We start from the raw sequence: 26,022 nt of genomic DNA on the forward strand, positions 1-26,022 counted from the left end.
GGCACAACCCACCCTATAGCAGTATCCTTACTGCTAAATACTTTCTTATCTTCAATCAACTAATCTAGAAATAACACTCTCAAATAGTGGATAAAGTCATGGTTGAGCAACTTTTAATCAATGATGATGATTTCTATGTGCCAGATGCCAACCTGCTTGTCACCGAAGATGATACGCCTGTGGACAATTTCGCATCTGCCAAACAACAACGCCTTTTAGTTGGTTCTCTTTACAGTTCCCTGCAAAACCAGACTTTTTTAGCCGAAGCAAATGTCGGTGTTTACTATACTGACCTTCAACCCGCCATTGTACCTGATGTTTTTCTCAGCTTAGATGTTCAACTACCTCAAAATTGGTGGGAAAAGCAAAATCGTTGTTATATGGTTTGGCGATTTGGCAAACCTCCAGAAGTTGTCGTTGAAATTGTCTCTAACAAAGAAGGTGATGAGCTAGGAAAAAAATTAAAAATTTATGAACAAATGCGGGCTAGTTACTACATCTTATATGACCCTACCCAGCAACTAGGAGAACAAGCACTACGCATTTATGAACTAAGAGGAATGCGTTACTTTGAAACTTCAGAAACTTGGTTAGAACAAGTTGGTTTAGGTGTAACTTTATGGCAAGGTGAATTTGAAGGTAGACAGGATGTTTGGTTACGCTGGTGCTACCAGGATGGAACTGTTCTCACAACTGGAGATGAACGCGCTGAACAAGAAAGACAACGTGCTGAACAAGCTGAACAACGCGCCCAATTACTAGCAGAAAGATTACGAGCATTGGGGATCGATCCCGATACTCTCAGTTAGAATTGTCGAGGAAGTTTTGTACGCGTTGCCAAACTTTCTCTAACAAATTGGGATCGTTGGCATCAAACCATTCAATTTGTGGATATGCACGAAACCAAGTGCGTTGTCGCTTGGCAAATTGTCGTGTATGTAAAACGATTAATTCTTTTGCTTCATCTAAAGAAATATCCTCAGCTAAATATTGCTTGATTTCTTGATATCCCAAAGTGTTCAATAAAGGTAAATCAACACCGTATTTTTTGCAAAGATATTCTACTTCAGCTACTAAGCCATCTGCTATCATTTGCTCAGTACGCTTGTGAATGCGTAGGCGTAGCCCGTCGGAAACATCGCCCAACTTTTCCACATCACAATCTAATCCAATTTGCAAAATCGGGTAATCCGGTGGATTCTCCCCTTGCTGTTCTGAAATAGGTTTTCCAGTAATATAAAACACCTCTAATGCTCGTAAAGTCCGCACTATATCGTTAGCATGAATCTTGTGTGCGGCAACAGGATCGACTTGTTGTAACATTGGGTAGAGTTGAATTTGACCGAGAGATTCGAGTTGCGATCGCAATTCTTGATGCGGTGCTACCCTAGGAATCTTCATCCCTTGAACAATAGAACGTATGTATAAACCAGTGCCGCCAACCATGAGGAGTGGGGGATGGGGGGATGCGGAAGATGGGGGAGAATTAATTAAAGCTTGTGCTTGCTCTTGGTAGTCTGCTACCGTCATTATGTCTGTTGGAGCGCAGATATCTATTAGATAGTGTGGAACTAATTTTTGTTCTGCCAATGTTGGTTTAGCTGTACCAATATCAAACTCACGGTAAACTTGACGAGAATCAGCACTCAGAATTACAGAACCCAGCCGCATAGCTAAATCCAAAGCCAAGCCTGACTTACCCGTCGCCGTCGCCCCACAAATCACAATCAATTTAGTCATTAGTAGAGATGCGATTAATCGCGTCTGTACAGTTGTCAGTCATTGGTTGTCAGAAAGCAGAAGGCAGGAGTAGGAAATTATCTCCCTTGTCTCCCTTGTCCACACTCCCCAGGACTACAACCCCTGTATAAACTTCTCATAAAATTGCCCTCCAATCTCCCGCAGAGCTTCTGTGTTAAAATTTTGGTGCCTTTTTTACTTTTTTTCACTATAGGCAATTTCAACATCACTTATTAGCACAACTTTTATGACAGATAGTTATACATATGAAATCTGAAATTTTGAGGCAATTATTCAAAAAACTTCAGGGAGTACATCCCCTACCCAAACTTCCCATAAAATTGCCCTACAGTCGCCATTAAGGCTTTTGTGTTATAATTTTGGTGTGTTTTAACTTTTTTGCCATTGGGCGACTTTAACCCCACGCATCAGGAGAATTTACATGACGAGCAGTTACAGTGCCGATCAGATTCAAGTTCTGGAAGGTCTGGAAGCCGTCCGCAAACGACCGGGGATGTACATCGGTACTACAGGTCCGCGAGGACTCCATCATCTAGTTTACGAGGTGGTAGATAACTCTATTGATGAAGCTTTAGCGGGTTATTGCACCCATATAGAGGTAGATATCAATGCTGATGGTTCCGTGACTGTAACAGATGATGGTCGGGGTATTCCTACCGATACCCACTCGCGCACGGGAAAATCAGCTTTAGAAACGGTGATGACGGTACTACACGCCGGAGGTAAGTTTGGCGGCGGTGGTTACAAAGTTTCAGGAGGATTGCACGGGGTTGGGATTTCTGTAGTTAACGCCCTGTCTGAGATTGTAGAAGTTACAGTTTGGCGGGATAAAAAAGTTCATACCCAGCGCTATGAACGAGGTATCCCAACGACCGATTTGCAAGTAAAGCCTTATAAAGAAGCAAGAACAGGGACTTCTGTCACCTTCAAGCCAGATACCCAAATTTTCAGTACTGGGATTGAGTTCGATTACATCACTTTATCAGGTCGTCTGCGAGAGTTGGCATATCTGAACGCAGGTGTCAAAATTACCTTTACCGACCATCGTTTAGAACTACTGAAAAGCGATACACCCAAAGTAGAAAGCTACGAATATAAAGGTGGCATCAAAGAATATATCGCTTACATGAACCGTGAGAAGCAGCCACTGCATGAAGAAATTATCTACGTGCAGGGAGAACGTAACAACGTACAAGTGGAAGTTTCTTTGCAATGGTGTACTGATGCTTACACAGACAATGTGCTGGGTTTTGCCAATAATATTCGTACAGTTGACGGTGGTACGCACTTAGAAGGTTTAAAGGCAGTTCTAACTCGGACTTTAAATGCGATCGCCCGCAAGCGCAATAAAATTAAAGAAAATGAACCCAACCTCAGTGGCGAACACGTCCGCGAAGGTTTGACAGCAGTAATTTCTGTTAAAGTCCCCGATCCAGAATTTGAAGGGCAAACCAAAACCAAACTCGGTAACACCGAAGTGCGGGGAATTGTCGATTCTCTGGTGGGAGAAGTTCTCACCGAGTACCTAGAATTTCACCCTGGTATAGCAGACTCAATCTTGGATAAAGCTATCCAAGCCTTCAAAGCCGCAGAAGCCGCCCGTCATGCGCGGGAATTAGTACGGCGTAAATCCGTACTGGAATCTTCGCCATTGCCTGGTAAATTGGCAGATTGCAGTTCTCGCGACCCCAGCGAGTCGGAAATCTACATCGTGGAAGGCGACTCAGCAGGTGGTAGTGCCAAACAAGGACGCGATCGCCGTACCCAAGCAATCCTACCCCTACGCGGTAAAATCCTTAATATCGAGAAAACTGACGACGCGAAAATCTATAAAAATAATGAAGTTCAGGCGCTAATTACAGCCCTCGGTTTAGGTGTTAAAGGCGAGGAATTCGACTCCTCCCAACTGCGCTATCATCGCATAGTCATCATGACTGATGCTGACGTAGATGGGGCACACATTCGGACACTACTGTTAACCTTCTTCTATAGATATCAGCGATCGCTCATCGAAGAAGGTTTCATATATATTGCTTGCCCGCCATTATTTAAAGTAGAACGGGGACGTAGTGAGCCAAAATATTGTTATGACGAACGCGAACTGCAACAGCACCTAGCCACATTACCCAGCAACGCCAACTACACTATCCAACGCTTCAAAGGCTTAGGTGAAATGATGCCAGCACAACTTTGGGAAACCACCATGGATCCGGCTAGGCGCACCCTTAAGCAAGTGGAAATAGAAGATGCAGCAGAAGCCGATCGCATTTTCACAATTTTAATGGGCGATCGTGTTGCACCTAGACGCGAATTCATTGAAACCTACGGTTCTAAACTCAACTTCACAGATTTAGATATCTAAATATCAAGCTCATAACAACTTAGGCTGATGTTCAATTATAGTGAAGTTGGTAATTAATTGGTAATGGGTAATTGGTAAAACTAATTACCCATTAATTTTTATATTTTCAAACTATGTCGTTAGGCTGAGGGATCGTATTTATAAATTTATTAACTATTGTCAGTAAATCTCTATTTCACTGGAATTTTACGTAAAACGTATGAAAGCGAGCAAAGGCGTAGTCAAAAAAACATTGTTCACTATTATTAGTGTAGGAAGTCTAGTTACTCTGTCTTCCTGCGCTCAGCCTGTCACGGAAACGCCAACAGCAACTGTCCCGCCCATTGCAGAAACTCCCGCTGCAACTGTCCCTCCTGTCGCGCCAACTCCGGTTACGACTAGTCCTGTCGGCACAACCGCCAACCGCAATTTAGCAGAACTAGCACAAGCAGCAGCTAGTCAGGGACAGTTTAAAACTATCACGCGAGCAGTGCAGGCGGCAGGCTTAAATGAACAGTTGACTACAGCGGGGCCCTATACAGTTTTTGCGCCTACTGATGCCGCTTTTGCTGCTTTACCGAAAGGTACTTTAGACAATCTTCTAAAGCCAGAAAACAAACAACAATTAGTGAGGCTAATTGCTTACCACGTTGTACCTGGGCAAGTTACTTCCAGCCAATTAACATCCGGCCCAGTCAAAACCCTTGAGGGTACTCCCGCCACAGTCAAGGTTGATAGTGCCAGCAAAGCGATCGCTGTCAACGGTGCTAAAGTAACTCAGGCAGACATCCCAGCCAGCAACGGCATTGTTCACATAGTTGATAAGGTAATTTTGCCACCAAATTTTCCAGCCAGTTTCAACACAAAATCAACACCAACATTAAGTCCAACATCAACACCAACACCACAGTAAATTTGTAAATCAGTAAATAAAAAAGTTTTCGGTATTAAGTAATACCGAAAACTTTTCTTTGGTCATTTATAAGCAATGTAAATTGTTTGATAGAATACATAAATTACAAATTATCGAAATTATTAATTTTCTATTATGTGTTAGTTCATAAAAAGTATTTTTTGTCAAGTAACTCTTAAGAATGATTGAGTGTTGTTTAGATGTGCCAACTTAAGCTGCACTACAATCACATACAAAATTTCCACTTAGTAAATTCTGGATTCACTTTTCCCATAATCTCGAAGAGCCTTTGTTATGCTTGAAGAGCAAAGCTCAGTCTTCTGTGGCGAGCAGAATGCGCCAAATGTCTTTAAAATTGAATATTACAAGATTGCGTATTAAATTTAACAATTTATTTACGGAAAGCCTCTTTTTAAATAAGTTCTAACTTCTCGCTGCTAGCAGCAAACAACAGCTTGCGACTAACTTGCTAATACCTTCACAGTATTGCTGTGGGACAACTATTGTTTGCCTGTATCTGATAAATTTTTGCTTTAAGTAGGCAAATATCTATAATCTCAACTGTTAAATCCTGTCTAGATTGATTAAAATATCGTTGTATACAATAAGAACAGCTTGTCAAGTTTCATAGGGTTGAAATCTCAGCAGTGCGCTAATGTGTGAATAAGACCGAATTAGTTATCTCTCAATTGCTTGCGATCTCCTTGATTGGGCCACAACCTCAGCTCCTTAGTTAAGGTAGTTGGCATACATCAAGTTACAGATATTAAGATAAGCATCACCACCCTTGCTGTATCTATCCTGCGGCAATACCCGCTCAACTATTCGGAATCAGTCATTTTATGAAGGAAATGTAAAAATGGGTGTATTAATGCTTCTCGGCTAAGTTAATATAAAATACACACTTTCTAAGTATTAAAGTTATGAATAATACTAAAAATTGTGTAAAAACGTGTGTATTTCCCTTTCAATTTAGTGTAAGAGTGCATGTATTTTCCTTCCAATGTAAAGATAATGCCACTGCAATTTCAAAAAGTTTTAGGCAAAATTTAAGGGTATGACTACCAATTTCAATATCTTTTTGATAATAGTGGCTTTACCTTAATGAATGACTTGATGATTACACACAAAAAGAGTGCAATTTCTGTGAAACAGGCTACAATCGGAACAGTCTTTATAGGAAAATATGCCAACAGTCATATTTTGTATCGAAGTGGTAAATTTTTTTATCAAGACGAGTCTTTTATTAGACAAACCGATTAAAAGTAGTGTGCGACAGCAACACATATAACTTTTGCTAAGGTGATTAAGTCAGCATTAACTGTGACTTTCCACTTTCAGTAAAAAATTCCTCTACAAAGAGGAGTAAAAATTCCGAAAACATCTTAGGGAAATCAGTCCAAAACCCTATTTTCGGTTGTTAATTAGCTCTCTTAAAAAGAGCAGTAAACACATCTTGAGTAATTGATTCTGCAAGGAGCATGAGGAACGCGGCATGAACCAGGCTAACAACGTACTCGAAAGCATATATCAGCCTGATCTAGAAATGATAAATCAGCCTGAACTCGAGTTAGAAGAACTCTTAATTGATGAAGAAGAGGACTTGCTGATCGCAGATGATGGCGAAATTGATGAGTTTTTAGAGCCTCAGTCTGATGAGGACGACGCAAAGTCTGGAAAAGCCGCTAAGTCGCGTCGTCGGACACAAAGCAAGAAAAAGCATTACACCGAAGATTCGATTCGCCTTTACTTGCAAGAAATTGGTCGAATTCGTCTGTTGCGGGCAGACGAAGAAATTGAATTGGCGCGGAAAATAGCCGATTTACTGGAATTAGAGAGGGTGCGGGAAAGACTTTGCGAACAGTTGGAACGCGATCCTCGGGATATTGAATGGGCAGAAGCAGTGCAACTGCCATTGCCAGCATTTCGCTACCGACTGCATATTGGTCGCAGGGCAAAGGATAAGATGGTGCAATCGAACTTGCGCCTTGTGGTTTCAATTGCCAAGAAGTACATGAATCGTGGATTGTCCTTCCAAGACTTGATTCAAGAAGGTAGTCTCGGTTTGATTCGCGCGGCTGAGAAGTTCGACCACGAAAAAGGTTACAAGTTTTCTACATACGCTACATGGTGGATTCGTCAAGCAATCACTAGAGCGATCGCCGACCAATCTCGTACTATTCGGCTTCCAGTCCATCTCTACGAAACCATCTCGCGGATCAAGAAAACTACCAAGCTGCTTTCTCAAGAAATGGGTCGCAAACCCACAGAAGAAGAAATTGCTACTCGCATGGAAATGACCATCGAGAAGTTACGATTTATTGCTAAATCCGCGCAATTGCCCATTTCACTAGAAACGCCCATCGGTAAAGAAGAAGATTCTCGATTGGGCGATTTTATTGAGTCTGATGGTGAGACTCCAGAAGACCAAGTTTCCAAAAATCTTTTACGTGAAGATTTGGAAAAAGTCCTCGATAGCCTCAGTCCTCGCGAACGTGATGTTCTCCGACTCCGCTACGGCTTGGATGATGGTCGCATGAAGACTCTTGAGGAAATCGGACAGATTTTCAATGTCACCCGCGAACGGATTCGTCAAATTGAAGCAAAAGCACTGCGTAAGTTACGCCACCCAAATCGTAACAGCGTTCTCAAGGAATATATTCGGTAGTCAGTAGCAAGTGACAACTAACAACTGACGACTAGCAAAATCCAAACAATGAAAAACCTGGGAGTACTGCACTTCCAGGTTTTTTGTTTTATCAGTCATCTTGTATTTTTAAACTCACAGAATGCCCCAGAAGTGTAAAAAGCCTTGACCAGAAAAAAGCTCAATCAGTACGGCAGCTAAAAAGCCAATCATCGCCAAGCGACCGTTCCAAATTTCTGCTTGGGGGGTAAAGCCCCAACGCCAAGCGTTGCGATCTTCAATAACTGGGGCAGTAATTTTGGTTGTAGTTGCGTTTGTCATCGTTGGCACTCCAAACTGGATTTACAAAGGATTATTGCGTTACGTAAACTAATATAACAATATTTTTCATAATTGCAACATATACTTATATTTTTATGGCTATAGCTTGACATCAATAGTGGTAATTATGAACACAGCTAGCTCAAACATCTATCTCCAGATACAACTACTAGAAATTAAAAGATATGACAAAATCAATTTTTCTCAGAGAATATTTAAATTATTGCCAGTAATTAGCAATTATTTTAACACTTGAGTAGCTATTTTTAGCTTATAGCGCCTGGATAACAAGAATTTTAATTATAGATAAATCTGTATTAGTTATCTTTAGTATTAGTAATTTTTAGCATTTATTGTAGACATCTCAAGTACAAAACACTAAAACAACGTGAGTTCGACGGATAGGAAAGCGCAAAAAGCTTGCTATGTATGAATTTGCTTAACTGGGCATACAAAAAGGCGATCGCTACAATATCGACTCAGCTCAGTACCAAACAATTTTCATTTATTTTGTAGTTGAAATAAAATCAAGCTTTTTGTAGAGATGTTTACCATCTTTGGTAGTGTGGAGCCAGATGCATTTTGCCTCGGTCTCTTTGACAAAGCTAATAATTTTCCTTAAAAGTGCTGTCGCAATTCCCTGGTCTCGTCATGCTGAAATTGCTGCTGCGATCGCTGCGGTGTCGCTATCATCTCTAATATCCCCAACCTCAAGCAGGAATTCAAGGCGCAGTAGAACTAGCGCCTCTAAATCTGCTAAGTTAGCTTGCCGCAGGTTTAACATCGTCTTCACTATGAGCGTACTTCGGCAACCGTGATAATTTTTTCATCACGGTTGAGTTGGAGGATACTTTCACCTCTAACTTCTCTGCCTAAGATCGGTACTGTTTCCACAGGTACCCGCACTACCCGCTCTTTGTTAGTCACCAGGGCCACCTCAGCAGAAGCGATCGCCATGACCATACCGGCTAAATTGTCAGTTTTGCTAGCAAATTTCAGCGCTTGCGTGCCTAAATCGCCACGATTCGCTGCTCTTAACTGACTCGCCACCATCCGCTTGGCATATCCTTCTTGAGTAACTAACAATAGTTGGTCATCTTTACCTACAGTGACACAGCCGACCATTTGCTGATTTCTCAATAGCCGGAATGCTTGTAAACCCATTGCTGTGCGACCCATAACTGGTAGTTGCTCATCATTTACGGCAAACCGCAACAGTCGCCCTCCGGAACTAGCTAAAATCAAATGTTTACCTGTATTGGTGAAATGAGTAAATGACAATTCATCATCGTCTTTCAGCTTCAGAATTGTAATACCGCGACGTGTGATATTAGAAAATTCCTCAAGAGACAGGCGCTTAATTCGTCCCTGCTTCGTTAGGAGTATCATCTGCGTAGTGTCTAAATTTTCCGGCAGTAAAAAGCGGCTGACAACAGCTTCTTGAGCGCCTTGAGCAGTGCTGGTGAGTGTGGTGATTAATGGTGTTCCCCGTGGAGAACGTCCAGTAGTAGCTGGGATATCTCCCACCCTCACAGGGTAGACTTTACCTCCACTAGTTAATACCAACAACTCTTTGTCTGTATCGGTTAACTCGGTTTGGATAATGAAGTCATGATCGTGCAGACCGTTTTCGATTTTGGGCTTTTTCCCCGATGTCTGAACACGACGTACATACCCCCGTTGAGTAAACTCTAAAACCACTTCTTCTGCTGGGTCAGAAGATTGATGATTTTCTTCCTCCTCTGCCCTTCTGCTCCTCTGCCCTTCTGCCCCTCTGCCCCTCTGCTCCTCCTTCTGCTCCTCTACAATTTTCGTGCGTCGGGGATCGCTGTACTTGCGCTTGAGCGATCGCAAGTCTTTTTTCAGTGCCTTGAGTAATTCTCGGCGATCGCTTAGTAACCTTTGCAATAAGGTAATTTGCTGACTGAGTTCCTCAAATTCTCTTTGCAAGTTTTGCTGTTCTAAACTGGTGAGGCGACGCAATGGCATAGCCAAAATCGCATCTGCTTGTACCTCAGTCAATTCCAATCGGCTACAAAGGGTCATTTTTGCAGTGCTACCATCAGCAGCTCCTCGCAAAATTTCTATAACCTCATCTAAGTTAGATAACGCTTTGAGTAAACCTTCTACCACATACAGCCGATTTTCCGCTTTACCAAACTCGTAACTGTAGCGACGGTTGAGCGTTTCTTCCCGGAAGTTTAAAAACTCCTGTAACAGTTGCCGCAAGCTTAACTGACGGGGTTGTCCATCAGCTATTGCTAAAAGAATTGCCCCAAAGTTACTTTGCAAAGCGGTTTGGTGATACAAATGCTGGAGAATTTCTTGGGGATTCGTATCGCGTTTGAGTTCGATTACGACTCGCATACCTTCGCGATCGCTTTCGTCACGAATGTCAGAAATTCCTTGCAGACGGGCTTGATTCACCAAATCCGCTACTTTTTCAATCCAGCCCGCCTTATTCACTTGATAAGGCAATTCTGTAATCACAATTGCTGTCCGCCGCTTGCTTCCCCTGGTAGGTGGAATCTCTTCTAGATTGGCAACTCCCCGCAGCACAATCCCACCTTTTCCAGTGGTGTATGCTTCTCGAATTCCGGAATCACCAACTATTTCCCCACCAGTGGGAAAGTCTGGCCCCGGAATTAACTCAAATAATTTTTCATCTGACAAATCAGGTTGGTCGATTAAAGCAATCAAGCCATCGACTATTTCCCCTAAATTGTGTGGAGGAATATTCGTCGCCATACCCACCGCAATGCCAGTACAACCATTGAGCAACAAAAATGGCAACTGAGCAGGCAATACAGTAGGTTCCTGTTGGGAATTATCGAAGTTACCGACAAATTCCACAGTTTCTTCGCCAATTTCCGTCAACATACCCTCATGACTGATGGGTGCGAGACGCGTTTCTGTGTATCGCATCGCCGCTGGTGGGTCATTATCGACGCTGCCAAAATTACCATGTCCTGCCAGTAAGGGATAGCGGCTGGAAAATTCCTGCACCAGCCTGACTAGCGCATCGTAAACCGCTTGGTCGCCGTGGGGATGATATTTACCTAGAACGTCTCCCACTACACGAGCGCATTTTCGATAAGGTCTATCTGGTGTCAAGCCAAGCTCGTGCATGGCATATAAAATCCGCCGATGCACTGGTTTTAAGCCATCACGCACGTCTGGTAACGCTCGCCCAACAATCACACTCATGGCATATTCTAAGTAAGACCGTTGCATCTCGGTGTGCAGGGCTGTTGTGATGACCTGTCCCGTTGAGAGAAGGTTTAACTGTTTTGCCATGAGTTTTTCCCTGAATTTTAACTACACAAAAGTCGATGGAATTGAATAATGCAGCAAACACAGCATAACGGATGAAATGCGATTACTAACACAATCTTGATAGTCAAAGGATAAAAAGCAGTAGTATTATCCTTGATGACGGGGATGCACTTTGATTACTAAAAACGAGCTAGACAATTGTTTTGCTCAAGTTGTAATCTCCCTCACCTCTATAAATAAAATTCTCATGAAAACCGTTTTAATTGTTGAAGACGATCTAATTAATGCTCGCGTTTTTTCCAAAATTTTGACCAAGCGAGGTGGCTTGGATGTAAAACACACTGAAAATGTAGAAGAAGTTATAAAAATCGCCCAATCAGGAGAAGCAGACCTGATTTTGATGGATGTTTCTCTGTCAAGAAGCGTGTATCAAGGTAAGTCTGTTGATGGCATCAAGATTACACAAATGTTAAAATCTGACCCTCAAACAGCAAATTTACCTGTTATTCTGGTGACGGCACACGCCATGGAAGGCGATCGCGAGAACTTTCTCAAGCAAAGCGGTGCTGATGGCTACATTTCTAAACCTGTTGTAGACCATCAACAATTTGTTGACCAAATCATGGCACTCCTCCCCTAAAATAACCACTAAGAACCGACGACCTCTTTCACGAAATCTTTGCCCACTCATGTTTTGGGCGAATTCTGGTCGCAATAGTATATATGTACTATGAAATGGTCGCGTTCAGCAAGTGGTAAGCAATAAAGTTAAGAGTTAAGTATTTCAAGACTCAGCACTCCTCACTTTTGTAAAGACGCGTAGACGCTCGTAAGAGTATAATCGCGTCTTTACTGAATACTCCTATTGGCTAGGCTGTTGTTCCAAAGCAGCTTGGATACTGGGCAACTCCAGGAATTTTTTCGTATCAGAGAGTAAGCGTTGACCCCAGAGATTTTGCTTAAGGAAATCCAAATCGCCATAGCGCCCATCAATGCGGAGTGCGGTTTCTCCCATTTTTAGCCCTTGTTGGCGATCGCCTTTAGTATAAAGTGCCACTGCTAATGCCAATAAAGGTTCGGCAGCTTGTTTATCAAGCGTCACAGCACTTTGCCATTGCTTAATCGCTCCCTCACTGTCACCCTGCTCATATTTGATTAAGCCAATGTTATTAATCGCCGGCCAAAATTTCTTATTTTGAGAAACGGCTTTATTATACTGAGCGATCGCATCTGGCAATCGACCCAACATATAGTAAGTATTGCCCAAATCAAATAAACCATCTGGGTCATTGGGTTTTAACTGCAAACCCGTTTGGTAATTGCCAAGTGCTGCTTGATATTTTTGTTGTTGAAAATTAGCCGAACCCAAAGCAAATAGAACGTCGGCGTTTTTAGGATTGAGAGATTGCGCTTTTTGCAATGCAGCGATCGCCGCATCATAATCCTTGGCTTGCAACTGCAAACCACCTAACAGAAACCATACTTTATCATTTTTAGGAGCTAGTTGGCTGGCCAATTTAGCGCGTGGCAAAGCCAACTCAAACTGTTGGAATTGTCCTAGTTGAGCTGCCTCTTGTGCTAAACTCAACCCCTGTTTTTCCAACTTTGCTGCATCTAGTTGCAGTGTATAAGGTGCTAGCGCCTGTGCGTGAGCAGCTCTTGGCACACTCCACAAACTACAGACAACCAGAAAAGAAATTAAACTAACGTTTTTTGGCACACTACCGCCTCTTAGCCAAATCAAATAATCTTTCAGCTAGCTTAAACGATCTCCCCTCTGGACGAAAAGCCAAGTTGATAGTCGTTAGCACTGGCTGCATCAATCACCTTAACCTAATTCAACAAAAAGTGCTGAGTTAGTTGTTAGGAGGCAGAAGGTGAGCCACTGCGGTGAAGCAGCCCCCGTCTTGGTGAGTCACTTGCCGTCTTGGATGCCACTTCCTCTACTTGGGGTTTCCCCAAGTGGCGTGAGACGCTAAAAGCGATAGCGCAGCGAAGCGCGAGTCTTCCCCCAAGGGGAGCCACTGCGGTCTTGGGGTTTCCCCAAGTTAAGCAAGTGGCGTGAGACGCTGACCGAGCGTCACGAGCACCTGGAGGACTGCTGAACCCGAAGGGCAGAATTATAGATTCTTCATTTTGAATTTTGAATGAGCGAATTTTGAATTGATTTGTCTCCCCCTGCTTCCCTACTCCCCTTACCTCCCCTGCTTTCTTCTCCCAAATCCCTTGTTGACATCACCATTGACAAGGAATAAATTAGTAAGTGTGAAATTACTTATTTATGGCTCGTAAACCTAAAATTACTAATCAGCAAATCTTAGATGCTGCCCGCGAAGTCTTTTTACAAAAAGGCTTTGGTGGCTCCACCTTAGAAATTGCTCAGCGAGCTGATATTTCTGAAGCTTCGATTTTCAAACGCTTCTCAACGAAGGAAGAATTATTCTTAGCTGCTATGGGAATTCCAGAAAAACCCCTCTGGATTAAAGAGATGGAAACTCTTTCTGGTACGGGCAATCTTAAAGAGAACCTGACTAAAGTATGCCACCAGATTTTGGAATTCTATAGCGAGGTAATGCCTCGAATAATGATGCTGCGTTCCCGAGGTAATGCTCTCCCAGAGACAGAATTTGGAGGACAAGAGCCTAGGCCCATCCGAGATGTCAAGATAATGTCAGCTTTTCTAGAACGTGAGATACAGCAAGGTCGGCTTCGCCTTTGCGACCCGCTAACAGTAGCTCATATCTTACTCGGATCTCTAATGAACTACGTTTTGTTAAAGCAAATGTCGTCCCATATACATTGGGCGACAGATGAGACAGTAACTGAGACTTTCCAGCCCAGCCACTATGTTGCCACAGAGAAGTTACAAGGTGGAGCTAGCACTACAATGAGGCAATCTGGTGATTCCAGTATGGGAGAATTTCCCAACCCAGATGACTCGCGATCGCCCTTGGCATTCCCGAAGGGTAGCGTATCCGTTCCGATAGGAGAAGGATTCACCCGTAAGGAACTTGGGGATTTTCCCCTACAGGAACAGCCGAAAGGCTCTCCCAACCCAGGCAAGAGGCATCAGTTTTCCTCAGGACATTCGGGGATTTTCCCAGTTGCAGTCAGTGGTACAAAAGACCAGCCAACGCCAAAATCTTTGTTTGTTCGAGGTCTTGTAGATATTCTCTGGCAAGGAATTGCACCTAACCAAGATTGACTTATTTAATCAAGTCAAATATTTTTTTCTATATTAATAAGTTAGTACTTACATTTTTTTGAATTCTGATTCCTGAATCCTGCTATAAATAGCTCTACTCGATAATTGTTTGCAGTCAAAAGTTAAAGATTACGATTGAGTATTTTTGATTTGCAAGTCCCTTATGTTATTGCTTCGTACTGCTTTGTTAGCAATTATCTTTAAGTATTAACGTTGCTTTAGCCACTCGAAATCCTCAGTCTCGTTTAAATTGGTGACTTTGGTCATACATCATTTAGGAACTACTAGTGACTTTGGTCATGCATTAATTAGGGGCTTTTTGGACGATAATTACTTGCATGAATTTATACGAGGAGGTAATCAAATATTAACAGATTACCAGAGCAACAGCAGAAAATGCCATCAGATATTCAAAGATTCTGATGCCAAAACAAAAGCAACAAATACGTCAATATTAGTTCTTGCCTAAAGTTACTTAACTGGAACTTAAACAGAATCAGACTTCAACACAAATAAAGGAGTCAATACTATGTGGAATCAAAACCGCGTCTCTATTCTCTTAGCGGCTGCCCTAATAATTGTTCCAACTTTATTGAGTGCGCCTGCAAATGCCCAGACAAAAGTCCACGTTGTCGGTGAACGCGATCGCGATTGGAATCGCGACAGCAGACGCAACTACAGAGAAGATAGAAGAGAACAAAGAACTCGTATAGACAGACGTGATTGGAACCGCGATAACGAAGCCAATATTAGAGTAGTTAGACTTCGTAATGGTGATGTCAGATATCCCAATGGGGAAATTATTGCTGCTAGAAGGTTGGTGAGACTACGTAATCAAGATTACTGGAGACTTCCCAATGGGGATATTCTTCTTCCCAGTCAGGAAATTGTTCCTGCTAGGAGATTAGTTAGGCTTCAAAACGGCGACTTTAGGCTGCCCAATGGAGTGATAGTACAAATAAACCTCTAAAACACTAAAAACTGAATTGTAAGTATAGGGCTACCAGGCTATGGTTCCAGCCGTGAAAAACTAGCCCGGTAGCTGTTTTTTTATACATTAGAAATTATCATGACAATTAATACATCACAAACTGTAGATTCATCAGCTTTGGTTCCAGAAATCAAAAAAAAAGGCAAGAATCGTTGGCTATCTTGGTTGGTCGCTCTTTGCCTATTGGGCGGAATTGGCTACGCAGTTTATTACCAAGTGGCTGTCCTTCCCGGTCAACAAGCAAGACGGCGGATTTTAACCCAGCCTGTAGAAAGGCAAAACTTAGCGATCGCGATTTCGGCTAATGGTACCGTCAAGCCGGAACGGTCAATCAACCTCAGCCCTAAAAATTCAGGGGTGCTGAAAACACTGCTAGCAAAAGAAGGAGACCTCGTCAAACAAGGACAGATTTTAGCTTACATGGATGATTCCAATCTGCGAGGGCAACTCACTTCTGCTAAAGGACAATTAGCACAAGCCGAAGCAAATTTACAAAAGGCGCAAGCAGGTAATCGCCCTCAAGACATTGCCCAATCACAAGCACAACTTGAGGAAGCCGAGGCAAATTTGCAAAAGGCGCAAGCAGGTAATCGCCCTCAAGATATTGCCCAAGCGCAGGCACGTTTACAAAGCGCTCAAGCTACCTTAAGTAAGGCAGAAGATGATTTCCGTCGCAATCAGCAACTTTACACAGCTGGAGGTATTTCCCTTCAGACTCTCAACCAAACCCGTGCAGATCGTGATAGTGCCCAAGCACAGGTAAATGAAGCACAACAAGCACTGGCGTTACAAAAAGCTGGGTCACGCCCAGAAGATATCGAGCAAGCAAGAGCTGTAGTCAAGCAAAGACAGCAAGCTTTAGCACTCCTAAAAGCCGGGTCGCGCCAAGAAGATATTGACGCTGCAAACGCTCAGGTGATTTCTGCTCGCGGTTCACTACAAAATGTTCAATCTGATATTAATGACACGATTATTCGAGCTCCTTTTGATGGTGTTGTAACGAAGAAGTACGCCGATCCGGGAGCTTTCGTGACACCAACGACTGCCAGTAGTGAAGTATCTTCGGCTACTTCTTCTTCAATCTTGGCTCTGGCTTCTACAAATGAAGTTGTAGCCAATTTGGCCGAAACAAATATTTCTAAAATCAAGCTTGGTCAAGAAGTCAAGATTACAGCAGATGCCTACCCAGGAAAAACCTTTGAAGGCAAAGTCAGTCAAATTGCTGCCCAGGCTACGGTTACGCAAAACGTCACCAGTTTTGAAGTGAAAGTATCCCTAACAGACCCTGAAAGGCTCTTACGGTCTGGGATGAATGTGGCAGCAGATTTTCAAGTTGGTAAATTAGAGAATGCCCTAGTAGTGCCAACAGCAGCCGTTGTGCGCCGAGAAAATGCTACAGGCGTGTACGTGGCAGGAGAGAATAACAGACCTGTGTTTACTCGCATTGAGACTGGCGTAACCGTGAATAACTTTACTGAAGTTAAGTCTGGATTGCGAGGAAACGAGAGGGTATTACTCAGCTTCCCACCAGGATCGCGGCCGCAATCAACGCCACGAGGAGGAGTTTTCCCAGGGTTAGGAGGTGGTGGTGGTCGTTCTCCAGGCGGTGGTTCCCGAGGTGGTAATTCTCCAGGCAACGCTGCTCCTTAAAAAAAAGCAGGGGAGGCAGTGCGGTCTTGGGGTTTCCCGCCACTCCCCTCAAGTCGGGAGACCCGCCTACGGGGGTGGCTCCCCAAGTGGAGCAACTGCCGTGGAGCAGAGGACGCGGGGACGCGGAGAATAACTACTGATTATTGCCTCTATTGCCTTCTGATAACTGACCCTTACGGGTGACGCTCCTGCGTCGCTAACGCTGCGCTAACGGCAGTTGCTACCCTGCGGGAAGCCGCGCAGAGCGCGTCTACAAGTCGGGGAACCCGCCCAACACACTGCCTCACAACTGACAACCAACTCAGTACTCGGCTTTTAGTTACAAATATAACAATATGTTTACGATATTTAAGGGTTTTTACAAGGGTAAGAGTACTAGCACTGTCCCGCTGTTAGAGATATTGTCAATGGCAGCTGAGACACTGTGGAGTAATAAATTACGCACAGGATTAACTATGCTGGGGGTGATTATTGGAATTTCCTCAGTCATTGCCATTACCTCTGTGGGTCAGGGAGTACAAAAGGGGGTTGAGCAACAGATACAAGCCTTGGGTACGGATGTAATCCAAATTTTGGCGGGTGCGGCAAGAAGCGGGAATATCCGTCAAGGAATAGGTTCTAGCAGCACCTTGACTTGGGAAGATGCCAAAGCGATCGCTACACAAGCGCCATCGGCTGAAATTGTTTCCGCCTACCTCCAACGCACTGCCCAAGTGGTTTATGGCGGACAGAACACATCCACAACAATTTATGGCACAGATTTAAACTATCCAGAAGCCAGAAATACTCACCCCCAGCAGGGAAGATATTTTACTCAAGAAGAACTAAATAATGCCACACAGGTTGCTGTTCTAGGGCCAACAGTCCAAAACACACTCTTTGGTCAAGGTGTAAATCCCATCGGCGAGAAAATTCGGATTCAAGGAGAGGCTTATGAAGTGATTGGGGTGATGGAGGCTAAAGGTTCTCAGGGACCGATGGATCGAGATGACCAAATTTTTATTCCTCTAACTAGTATGTCGGGCAGATTAGTTGGTAACAATGCCCTAGCAGGTATTTCTGTAAATGGGATTTTAGTTAAATCCAGCAATCAAGAGCAACTAGAGGCGGCGCAGTTTCAAGCCACTAATCTTCTCCGCTTGCGCCACAACATCTATCCCCCGCAAGCCGATGATTTTCGGCTGACCAACCAAGCCGATATTGTCAGCACCTTTACGAATGTGGTGGGTTTATTTACAGTCATGGTAGTGGCGATCGCTGGAATTTCGTTAGTTGTGGGCGGCATTGGTATTGCCAACATCATGCTAGTTTCCGTGGTTGAACGAACGCGGGAAATCGGGATTCGCAAAGCCGTAGGAGCCACCAATTCCGCAATCCTCAATCAATTTTTAGCAGAAGCGATCGTAATTTCGATCGTTGGCGGCTGCATTGGTATGGGAAGCGGCATTTTGATAGCCTTTAGTGCTGCAAATATTTTCAAATTTCCCTTTGTTGTTTCTTTAGTCTCAATCATCGTTGGCTTTGGACTCTCATTGAGCGTTGGCTTAGTTGCTGGAGTAATTCCAGCGCGAAATGCCGCCAAATTAGATCCTATTGCTGCTTTACGTAGTGACTAAGTAATGAAAAGCAAGGGGACAAGGGAGAGATAATTCTTGTACAGACGCGATTAATGAGCCAGCGCGTTGCGGGGGTTTCCCCCGTTGTAGCGACTGGCGTCGCGTCTCTAATCAGCACTCTAAAACATATGCCAACAATGATTTGGATGGATTCCATCACTAAAACTTACCAATTAGGAGAAATTAATGTTCCCATACTCAAGGGAATTCAACTTTCTATTGAGGAAGGGGAATATGTCGCTATTATGGGTGCGTCCGGTTCGGGGAAATCGACGCTAATGAATATTGTCGGATGTCTCGATCGTCCTACAACTGGACGCTATATTTTTGAAGGCAGAAATCTGACGACTTTTGATGATGACGAATTAGCGTATATTCGCAACCAAAGGATAGGTTTTGTTTTTCAGCAATTTAATCTACTTGCACGAGCAACAGCCTTGGAAAACGTTATGCTACCAATGGTTTATGCTAACTTACCGAAGCGAAAACGTCGTCAAAGGGCATTGGCAGCCCTGGAAAGGGTAGGACTAGGAGAGCGTATTTTTAACCGTCCTAGTCAACTCTCTGGGGGACAACAACAACGGGTAGCTATTGCTCGCGCTTTGGTTAACCGGCCTGCTTTGGTTTTAGCAGACGAGCCAACGGGAGCTTTAGACACTGAGACTTCCCATGATGTTATGAATTTAATGACAGAACTTAATCAGCAAGGAATTACGATTGTGATTGTTACACACGAACCAGATATTGCTGCCCAAACCAAAAGGATTATCCGAGTTCAGGATGGTTTGATTTTAGGCTGACTCTCTGAGAGAACAGGCGAGGCAGGGTAAGTAGGGGGGAGATGAGGGAGAATGTTAATTCATGACAACAGTCATCAGTTATTAATCATCAGTGAACAGTTTTAACTTAATTACCACATTAAATATGAACTTGAGCTTATTTCTTGTGTATTCTACCTGGGTGGCAGTGGCGATCGCTATCATCCCAAATTTAGCAGGGAGCGCAGGTGCAACAACTCCCCCACAACCTCAGCGGTCCCCCAGCGTTACGGGTGCTAATTCTATGCCTATTCCCAATTACCTCATCCCTAATCCCAATCCTCTCCAGTTTCCCACTAAGCCAGAAGAAGTTAGGATTCAAGGAATTGTACCTATCAGTTTGGCACAGGCTTTAGAACTAGCAAAACGCAACAATCGAGACTTACAGGTGGCTCTATTAGAGCTAGAACGCAGTCAGTCCGCGCTACGGGAGTCTCAAGCTGTCTTATTACCGACTTTTGGTATTAACGGTAGTTTAACTAACAGTGGTGATGGTGTGCTGGAAAGAAATTCTGATAACCAATCATCTACTACTTCTTTTAGCGGTCAAGCCCAACTGAATTATGACATCTACACCTCTGGCAGACGGCAAGCCAGCATCCGAGCTGCTGAAGAACAAGTACGTGTGGATGAATTTGATGTTGAAACTAGGTCTTTAGAAATTACTTTAAATGTAGCTACCCAATACTACAATTTGCAACAAGCAGATGAACTAGTCAGAATTAATCGGTCAGCTGTAGAAAATTCTCGAGCTAGTTTGCGTGATGCTCAAGCACGAGAACAAGCTGGAGTGGGAACGCGTTTCGATGTGCTGCAATCTCAGGTGGATTTAGCCAATGCCCAACAAGACCTGACTAATGCCGTCTCACAGCAGCAAATTGCCCGTCGCCAGTTAGCAACGCTGTTAAGTTTGCCACAGTCAGTTGATGTCAGTGCAGCAGATCCCGTGCAATTGGCAGGTCTTTGGCAGCCAACGCTAGAGCAAACTATTGTGCAAGCTTTTCAAAATCGTCCGGAACTACAACAGTTTCTAGCACAACGCAACATCAGCGAACAACAACGACGGCAGGCGCTTTCGCAGCTAGGGCCACAAATTAGTTTGGCTAGTAGCTACAACTTGCAAGACCAATATAATGATGGTCTTAGCGTTGCTGATGGTTATTCAGTGGGAGTACAAGCAAATTTAACTTTGTTTGATGGGGGAGCAGCAAAAGCGAGTGCAGATCAGTCGAAAGCTAATATTGCGATCGCAGAAACTCAATTTGCCAGCCAGCGCGATCAAATTCGCTTTGATGTAGAACAGTACTATTCTCAGTTGCAATCCAACCTAGAAAATGTGCAAACTTCTTCTGTAGCTTTAAATCAAGCTAGGGAAGCTCTGACTTTAGCTAGGCTGAGGTTCCAAGCTGGTGTTGGCACTCAAACAGATGTGATTGCTGCTCAAAACGACCTGACAAGAGCTGAAGGTAATCGAGTCACAGCTATTTTGGATTACAACCGCGCTCTCGCTAATTTACAACGCTCTGTTACTTCTAGAACGGCGAACAGGTGATACTAATTCGTAATTCGTGAGGCAGTACGGTGAGTCCAGCACTGCGGGAGGGTTCCACTTCTGTGCAGGGGTTCCCCCCGTTGTAGCAGGGCTGCTTCACCAAGGATTACCAATCATCGTGAAGGCAGACCAAAAATAGGGATGCTTCAAGTCTGTGTCGCCAAGTTCGACAAGGGCTGGCGGTAAAGGTACGTTGAGACTAGAAGTTTTGAGTTTACCGCCTTCTAAGCGCACCTGCCCTTTCAGCATTCCAATTTGTGTTTGGCGGAGTGCTTCAGCCTTGATCGGGGCTTTTTTTAATTCTTCGTAGAATTGGCTAATCAATCCTAATGTGCCTTCATCTGAAACGTACCATAAACTCGCTAGTGCTGACTTGGCACCGGCTTGCACTGCAAAGCCAGCAAAACCCAATTCTGCTTCTCTATCACCGATGGCGGTACGACAGGCACTTAGCACTACTAGCTGTACTGGAGGGTTATTCCAACCCAGTTTCCGCAACTCATTCATTTTTAACTGGCCATTCCAAAGTTGAATGTAGGAGTTATTAGGTACACCAGGTCTAAATTGACCGTGGGTAGCTAAGTGGATAATGCCGTAGGGTGTTTGCTGACGTTGGGCTTGGAGATTTTCTAGGGTAAAGGTTTCGTTTAAGAAAGATTTGCCTAGCCATAAACGTGGAGTAATCGTAGACAATTCTACAGGGACGGCAGGTAAAGGTTGTTGCTCAGTGTTAATGAATTGAGATGCACCCATACCCAAAACTTCAGCTTTTCTAATATCTACATATTTGGTATCGGTAAGGCTTAAACTGGGCATTAAGCCGATGCTATAGCGTTCTACCAAATACTGTTTGCCATCGTAGAGGGCAGCTACAGGTAACGATCGCAATCCCTCATCCATAATAAAGACTAAATTGTTAATTTGTCGGTTTTTGAGGTCGATGTCAATGGGTGCAATTAGCCATTTGTAAAGCTGTTGGGCAGAGTCCTTGTAGTTTTCAGATAATGTTCGACTTGTAACTTCACTTTTAAAAGTTTTGGCAACTTCCATAAATTGCGATCGCGTTACTTTTAATACTTGGCGAATTGGCTGACCCTTAGCGGTGACAATTATAACTTCTACGCGATCGCTTAGTGATGCGACATTTAATATTCTGTTAGGGTCTGGTGTATCAGAAGTTGAAATGGTTGCTGGTACAAAGCTGACATAAATTAGTGCAGGTTTAACGCCCGTTGCTTTTTCAACATCTTGCAGGATACTTTGGGTTTCGCTGACGTTTCTAATCTCAGGTTGAGTTGTACTTCCTAAGTATTGCCGAAATTCGTTCGTAAACTTTTCGTCAATTTTAAATACAGTATTGTTCAGTTCAATTGTTGGGGAAGAGTTGCTGACTACAAGTGGTTGTTGAGTAGCGGGGGTTTTTTGCAACTCCTCTGGGTTGGGAGCGTTGTCTGGAATTGTCGGTGTCGGCGTTGGCGTTGGTGTCGGGGTTGGTGTCGGCGTTGGTGTTGGCGTTGGTGTTGGCGTTGGTGTGATACTTATGTTTATTGATTGCGGGGATGAAGAAGAAACGCGATCGCTTGCCTTAATGGTAAAAGCTAGAATGTTACCGCTGGTATTTGCTGGCGGTGTGTACGTTAAAACTGTATCGGCAGAAAGAATCGTTCCTTGTGTAACAGGAGTGCCATTTTCTAAAGTCAAAGTACCAGCTTTTAACTCATCAAAAACCAAGGTGAGATTGTCTTTATTATCATCGTTAGTTGACACATTTAGATCGCCAAACTTAAACGTTACTGCCTGATTTTCTTGAGTTATTGGTACATTAACGCTTGTTGCGATCGTGGGCGGACTGTTGATAGAAGTAATGGAAATACCACTAGGTGTATCAGCAGCAATTCCGCCATTTTCTAATACTGGAAATGAGTTGACAGTCGAAGTGGATGTAATTTGAGAAGTTCCTGTATTAATACTTCCCGCTGTACCGTTTTGGCTGACATCACCTACAGTAAATGGGACGTTATCAGGGCCGCCATCGTGTTGAATTTGCACAGTTCCTGGGGTAGTTGTTCCGCTGGTCAGGATAGTATTGCCAGTTGGAGTTTCATCAATTACAACTTCTCCGGTTCCTTTGACAACTCCATTTGCTAAGACAGTAACATTGCCACCTTCAGCGCTACCAAAAATTAAATTATCAGCGCTGGTATTTATGCTTTCAAAAGTGATATCGCCTGCTGCTTGTAAATTCACATCTCCACTAACAACAGTGCCATATGCACTTGAAGCAAAGGCATTAATAGCATTTGTGATGATATTTCCTTGGGTAATAATATTGACATTTCCGCTAGTAATATTGCTAGTAAAGTCAAACCCGTTTTTAACAGCTGAGGTATCAATATTGCCTGTTGTAACGTTTCCTCCTGCTTGGATATCCACTAAGCCAGCAGTAGAATCAATATTTCCTTCGCCAGAATTGTTATTGATTGAGGAAGAATTAATATCACCTGTTGTAATATCACCATTTAAAGCTTCTAATATAACTCGTCCTGCTTGTCCGAAATCAGGATCGCTAGTATTAATATTGCCAACATTAATACTTCCAGGTGATGATGTAACTCCATCAGCGCTAAAATTTGTATCTAACACCGTTTGACTGGGAGGAAGAATAACAGAGTTGGCAGATGATTCTAAATTGCTCAAACCTGCTCTTAAAATTAAAGCTCGTTCATTAGCTAAAATTTGCTCGTCTGCGGAACATGTAGTCTCAGCACAAAGTTCTGACAATTCACCGTCATTCTCGGTAATAGTAATATTTCCCCCATTAATACTACCTCTAGTTTCTACTTTCAAAGCTGGGCCTTCATAATCACCAAAGGTAACATCTTCGTCAGAACTAACTATCGGATCGTAAAGACTGATAAAATTAGCGCCTTTACCCTGAGAATTGAGAATTGAAAATTTACCGCTACTAGCAAAGTGGGCATCTAGAGAAATTTTGCCATCACTAACTAATGTTAAGTCACCACCACTAACTAAAGGTGTTTTATCTAAATGATTTATCGCCAAAATATCGATGCCTCGCTCGCCTCGGATGTAGAGTTTACCTCCAGCGATCGCAGAAAAAGGATTCGCAGCACTATCACGAATTATCACTGTATCTTTGGCAAGTAAATTAAGATTGCCAGTCGTTAAAAGTTGACTTTCTGGTAATGTTAAATTGCGGTTAGCTATGAAGGTGGCAGTATCAGCAGTTGCTTTTGTCGCTACCACATCACCATTTTCAACTCGCAAGCCAGAACCAGTCAATTCTACTTCGCCATTGCTGTTAACTGTTAATCCCGAAGCATTACCACCGCCACCACCAGTCAATAAGGTAGCTAGAGAATTCGTCGGTTGATTGTTAGCGCTAGTCGATGCATTGATTGGTTGAATTTCTAAACTTAAAGGATTTCCAGGAATACTGAAGCGCACCAAGCTTGTACCAGGTACAGCGGCGATAGTGACTTTACCGCCTGGTGCGGAAATTTCTCCCGTACTGGCTACAGTACCGCCAATCAAAGTTAAATTGTTGCCTGATTTGACTGCGAGATTTCCTTGATTAGCGATCGCACCTGCAATACTAGAATCAAATGCAAAGCTGTTGGGCGTGCCAAGCAATGCTGTGTAGTCATTCCAGCCACTAGCATTAAACCAGTTTTCGCCAAAGCCGATGCGGTTAGCAGTGGTAGCTGTAAAAGCAGCTGGTACGTTCAAACTAGCATTAGGGCCAAATATAATCCCAGACGGGTTAATTAAATATAAGTTAGAATTGCCGCCTGTGACTGTAATCAGGCCGTTAATTAAGGAAGCGTCGCCACCCGTGACACGTCCTAAAATATTTTGAATCGCTGGTTGAGAAAGAAAATTAGCAGTTTGATTGGCATCAAGTCCAAATTTTGAGAAGCTATGGAACAAGTTAGCGCGATCGCTACTCAAACTCCCACCGCTAATATCAATGTTGTTGCCTTGGTTCGTAATAACAGTGCCTGTGCCATCATTAGCAGGAGTAATTGATTGGGCTTGGGCGAAATTAGGAAATAGGCAAAGAAAGGAAAAAGGAAAAAGGAAAAAGGAAAAACAAGGAATTGCTTGTTTTACTCTAGAACCTACACATAAAAGACTCCTCTGCCCCTCTGCTCCCCTGCCTTTCTGCTCCCCTGCCTTTTTCATCCGTTGATAGGCTTTTCTAACAGCTTCATGCGATTGCTCAATTTGCTCCTGTTGCCGTTGCTGAGATATGCTGCCTGCATGGGTGCGGTAATAGTAAAGTGGCTGAAAAATATGCTGCACTCTAGCTACTTCTGAAAGTCGCAGACATAAATCGTAATCTTCTACTGTTTCTAGAGACTCGTCAATTCCACCCGCCAAGTCGAACGCTTGCCGCCGAATCAGGCGAAAGTGAAATGTCATGAATTTGTTTAACAGTTCTTCGCGGCTGTAGGGAATCAGACAACGATAGCCGTAGCTAAGAACTGTGTTGTTTGCATCAATGTCTAAATAGTCGGTGTAAACCCAACCAATTTCTGGTTTTGCATCTAAAACCGCTGCGGTTTCTGCCAGTGCTGTTGGTGCCAGCAAATCATCACTATCTACCCAACCAAGGTAAGGGGCAGTAGTTTGGGCGATCGCAGCTTTTAAAGCTAATACTCGCCCTAAAGGTTCTGCTACTATCACCCGCACGCGGCAATCGCGCTTTTCATACTCGCGGGCAATTTCTGGCGAACGATCCGTAGAACCATCATCCCAAATCAGTAGCTCAAAATCACCCCGAGTTTGAGCCAAAATACTTTCAATGGCAGCGCCAAGATAACGCTCTCGATTGTAAACTGTGACGATTAGAGAAATTGTTGGCATCATCAAGATTTCAGAAATAAAATTTAAATCACCCGTCACGA

At 43.4% G+C, this 26,022-nt stretch carries 18 protein-coding genes; 11 read left to right on the forward strand and 7 right to left on the reverse strand.

Annotated elements, in window-relative coordinates; translation table 11 throughout:
* The first annotated feature begins 98 nt into the window (after window positions 1-98).
* Window positions 99-809, forward strand: coding sequence for a Uma2 family endonuclease (locus RMY31_RS00685; RefSeq protein WP_322656768.1), 711 nt, complete (start codon window positions 99-101; stop codon window positions 807-809).
* Here RMY31_RS00685 and miaA read toward each other — a convergent pair.
* Window positions 802-1,740: a tRNA (adenosine(37)-N6)-dimethylallyltransferase MiaA gene (gene miaA / locus RMY31_RS00690; protein ID WP_322656769.1), complete on the reverse strand. Its 939-nt coding sequence runs from the start codon at window positions 1,738-1,740 to the stop codon at window positions 802-804. The genes RMY31_RS00685 and miaA overlap by 8 nt on opposite strands.
* 442 nt (window positions 1,741-2,182) lie before the next feature.
* Here miaA and gyrB point away from each other — a divergent pair, with 442 nt between their 5' ends.
* The 3 genes from gyrB (at window position 2,183) to rpoD (ending at window position 7,683) form a co-directional block, all read left to right on the forward strand.
* Window positions 2,183-4,123, forward strand: coding sequence for a DNA topoisomerase (ATP-hydrolyzing) subunit B (gene gyrB, locus RMY31_RS00695; RefSeq protein ID WP_322656770.1), 1,941 nt, complete (start codon window positions 2,183-2,185; stop codon window positions 4,121-4,123).
* 199 nt (window positions 4,124-4,322) lie between these two features.
* Window positions 4,323-5,015 carry a fasciclin domain-containing protein gene (locus RMY31_RS00700; RefSeq protein WP_322656771.1) on the forward strand — a complete coding sequence of 231 codons (693 nt, stop codon included), beginning with the start codon at window positions 4,323-4,325 and terminating at the stop codon, window positions 5,013-5,015.
* A gap of 1,495 nt (window positions 5,016-6,510) precedes the next feature.
* Entirely contained in the window at window positions 6,511-7,683 is a 1,173-nt protein-coding gene (rpoD, locus tag RMY31_RS00705; protein ID WP_322656772.1) for an RNA polymerase sigma factor RpoD, read from the forward strand.
* A 114-nt stretch (window positions 7,684-7,797) separates the two neighbouring features.
* Here the strand turns inward: rpoD and RMY31_RS00710 are convergent, their stop codons facing one another.
* The 4 genes from RMY31_RS00710 to gyrA form a co-directional block, all read right to left on the reverse strand.
* Entirely contained in the window at window positions 7,798-7,983 is a 186-nt protein-coding gene (locus tag RMY31_RS00710; RefSeq protein ID WP_322656774.1) for a chlorophyll a/b-binding protein, read from the reverse strand.
* Between the two features lie 505 nt (window positions 7,984-8,488).
* Window positions 8,489-8,620, reverse strand: coding sequence for a hypothetical protein (locus tag RMY31_RS00715; protein ID WP_409877037.1), 132 nt, complete (start codon window positions 8,618-8,620; stop codon window positions 8,489-8,491).
* A gap of 12 nt (window positions 8,621-8,632) precedes the next feature.
* Window positions 8,633-8,776: a hypothetical protein gene (locus RMY31_RS00720; protein WP_322656775.1), complete on the reverse strand. Its 144-nt coding sequence runs from the start codon at window positions 8,774-8,776 to the stop codon at window positions 8,633-8,635.
* Window positions 8,776-11,280, reverse strand: a complete 2,505-nt coding sequence (gene gyrA / locus RMY31_RS00725; protein ID WP_322656776.1) for a DNA gyrase subunit A — start codon at window positions 11,278-11,280, stop codon at window positions 8,776-8,778. The genes RMY31_RS00720 and gyrA overlap by 1 nt, the downstream gene beginning before the upstream one ends.
* A 226-nt stretch (window positions 11,281-11,506) precedes the next feature.
* On the opposite strand from gyrA, the gene RMY31_RS00730 reads away from it, so the two are divergent.
* A complete protein-coding gene (locus RMY31_RS00730; RefSeq protein WP_322656778.1) occupies window positions 11,507-11,899 on the forward strand; it encodes a response regulator in 393 nt (130 codons plus the stop codon).
* 222 nt (window positions 11,900-12,121) lie between these two features.
* Here RMY31_RS00730 and RMY31_RS00735 read toward each other — a convergent pair whose 3' ends face one another.
* Window positions 12,122-12,979: a tetratricopeptide repeat protein gene (locus tag RMY31_RS00735; RefSeq protein ID WP_322656779.1), complete on the reverse strand. Its 858-nt coding sequence runs from the start codon at window positions 12,977-12,979 to the stop codon at window positions 12,122-12,124.
* A 561-nt stretch (window positions 12,980-13,540) separates the two neighbouring features.
* Here RMY31_RS00735 and RMY31_RS00740 point away from each other — a divergent pair.
* The 6 genes from RMY31_RS00740 (at window position 13,541) to RMY31_RS00765 (ending at window position 21,091) form a co-directional block, all read left to right on the forward strand.
* The gene (locus RMY31_RS00740; protein WP_322656780.1) at window positions 13,541-14,464 is read left to right on the forward strand and encodes a TetR/AcrR family transcriptional regulator; all 924 of its coding nucleotides are present in this window, start codon (window positions 13,541-13,543) and stop codon (window positions 14,462-14,464) included.
* Between the two features lie 529 nt (window positions 14,465-14,993).
* Window positions 14,994-15,434 (forward strand): hypothetical protein, encoded by a 441-nt coding sequence (locus RMY31_RS00745; protein WP_322656781.1) that lies wholly within the window; start codon window positions 14,994-14,996, stop codon window positions 15,432-15,434.
* A 99-nt stretch (window positions 15,435-15,533) separates the two neighbouring features.
* Window positions 15,534-17,105 (forward strand): efflux RND transporter periplasmic adaptor subunit, encoded by a 1,572-nt coding sequence (locus RMY31_RS00750; RefSeq protein WP_322656782.1) that lies wholly within the window; start codon window positions 15,534-15,536, stop codon window positions 17,103-17,105.
* Window positions 17,106-17,440: 335 nt separating this feature from the next.
* Complete coding sequence (locus RMY31_RS00755; protein ID WP_409877034.1) at window positions 17,441-18,721, forward strand: ABC transporter permease; 1,281 nt, start codon at window positions 17,441-17,443, stop codon at window positions 18,719-18,721.
* A gap of 128 nt (window positions 18,722-18,849) precedes the next feature.
* Window positions 18,850-19,521, forward strand: coding sequence for an ABC transporter ATP-binding protein (locus RMY31_RS00760; protein ID WP_322657073.1), 672 nt, complete (start codon window positions 18,850-18,852; stop codon window positions 19,519-19,521).
* Window positions 19,522-19,645: 124 nt separating this feature from the next.
* Entirely contained in the window at window positions 19,646-21,091 is a 1,446-nt protein-coding gene (locus tag RMY31_RS00765; RefSeq protein ID WP_322656783.1) for a TolC family protein, read from the forward strand.
* A 96-nt stretch (window positions 21,092-21,187) separates the two neighbouring features.
* Here RMY31_RS00765 and RMY31_RS00770 read toward each other — a convergent pair whose 3' ends face one another.
* Window positions 21,188-25,984, reverse strand: a complete 4,797-nt coding sequence (locus tag RMY31_RS00770; RefSeq protein ID WP_409877035.1) for a CHAT domain-containing protein — start codon at window positions 25,982-25,984, stop codon at window positions 21,188-21,190.
* Window positions 25,985-26,022 lie beyond the last annotated feature (38 nt).

This window comes from Dendronalium sp. ChiSLP03b (assembly GCF_034531165.2).
Lineage (GTDB): Bacteria > Cyanobacteriota > Cyanobacteriia > Cyanobacteriales > Nostocaceae > Dendronalium > Dendronalium minutum.

Excerpts from the sequence above, each read along its gene's own strand:
- rpoD (WP_322656772.1), top strand. The coding sequence starts at position 6,511 with ATGAACCAGGCTAACAACGTACTCGAAAGCATATATCAGCCTGATCTA.
- RMY31_RS00755 (WP_409877034.1), top strand. The coding sequence starts at position 17,441 with ATGTTTACGATATTTAAGGGTTTTTACAAGGGTAAGAGTACTAGCACT.
- RMY31_RS00765 (WP_322656783.1), top strand. The coding sequence starts at position 19,646 with ATGAACTTGAGCTTATTTCTTGTGTATTCTACCTGGGTGGCAGTGGCG.
- RMY31_RS00730 (WP_322656778.1), top strand. The coding sequence starts at position 11,507 with ATGAAAACCGTTTTAATTGTTGAAGACGATCTAATTAATGCTCGCGTT.
- RMY31_RS00710 (WP_322656774.1), bottom strand. The coding sequence starts at position 7,983 with ATGACAAACGCAACTACAACCAAAATTACTGCCCCAGTTATTGAAGAT.
- RMY31_RS00740 (WP_322656780.1), top strand. The coding sequence starts at position 13,541 with ATGGCTCGTAAACCTAAAATTACTAATCAGCAAATCTTAGATGCTGCC.
- RMY31_RS00685 (WP_322656768.1), top strand. The coding sequence starts at position 99 with ATGGTTGAGCAACTTTTAATCAATGATGATGATTTCTATGTGCCAGAT.
- miaA (WP_322656769.1), bottom strand. The coding sequence starts at position 1,740 with ATGACTAAATTGATTGTGATTTGTGGGGCGACGGCGACGGGTAAGTCA.
- RMY31_RS00760 (WP_322657073.1), top strand. The coding sequence starts at position 18,850 with ATGCCAACAATGATTTGGATGGATTCCATCACTAAAACTTACCAATTA.
- gyrA (WP_322656776.1), bottom strand. The coding sequence starts at position 11,280 with ATGGCAAAACAGTTAAACCTTCTCTCAACGGGACAGGTCATCACAACA.
- gyrB (WP_322656770.1), top strand. The coding sequence starts at position 2,183 with ATGACGAGCAGTTACAGTGCCGATCAGATTCAAGTTCTGGAAGGTCTG.
- RMY31_RS00700 (WP_322656771.1), top strand. The coding sequence starts at position 4,323 with ATGAAAGCGAGCAAAGGCGTAGTCAAAAAAACATTGTTCACTATTATT.
- RMY31_RS00770 (WP_409877035.1), bottom strand. The coding sequence starts at position 25,984 with ATGATGCCAACAATTTCTCTAATCGTCACAGTTTACAATCGAGAGCGT.
- RMY31_RS00750 (WP_322656782.1), top strand. The coding sequence starts at position 15,534 with ATGACAATTAATACATCACAAACTGTAGATTCATCAGCTTTGGTTCCA.
- RMY31_RS00745 (WP_322656781.1), top strand. The coding sequence starts at position 14,994 with ATGTGGAATCAAAACCGCGTCTCTATTCTCTTAGCGGCTGCCCTAATA.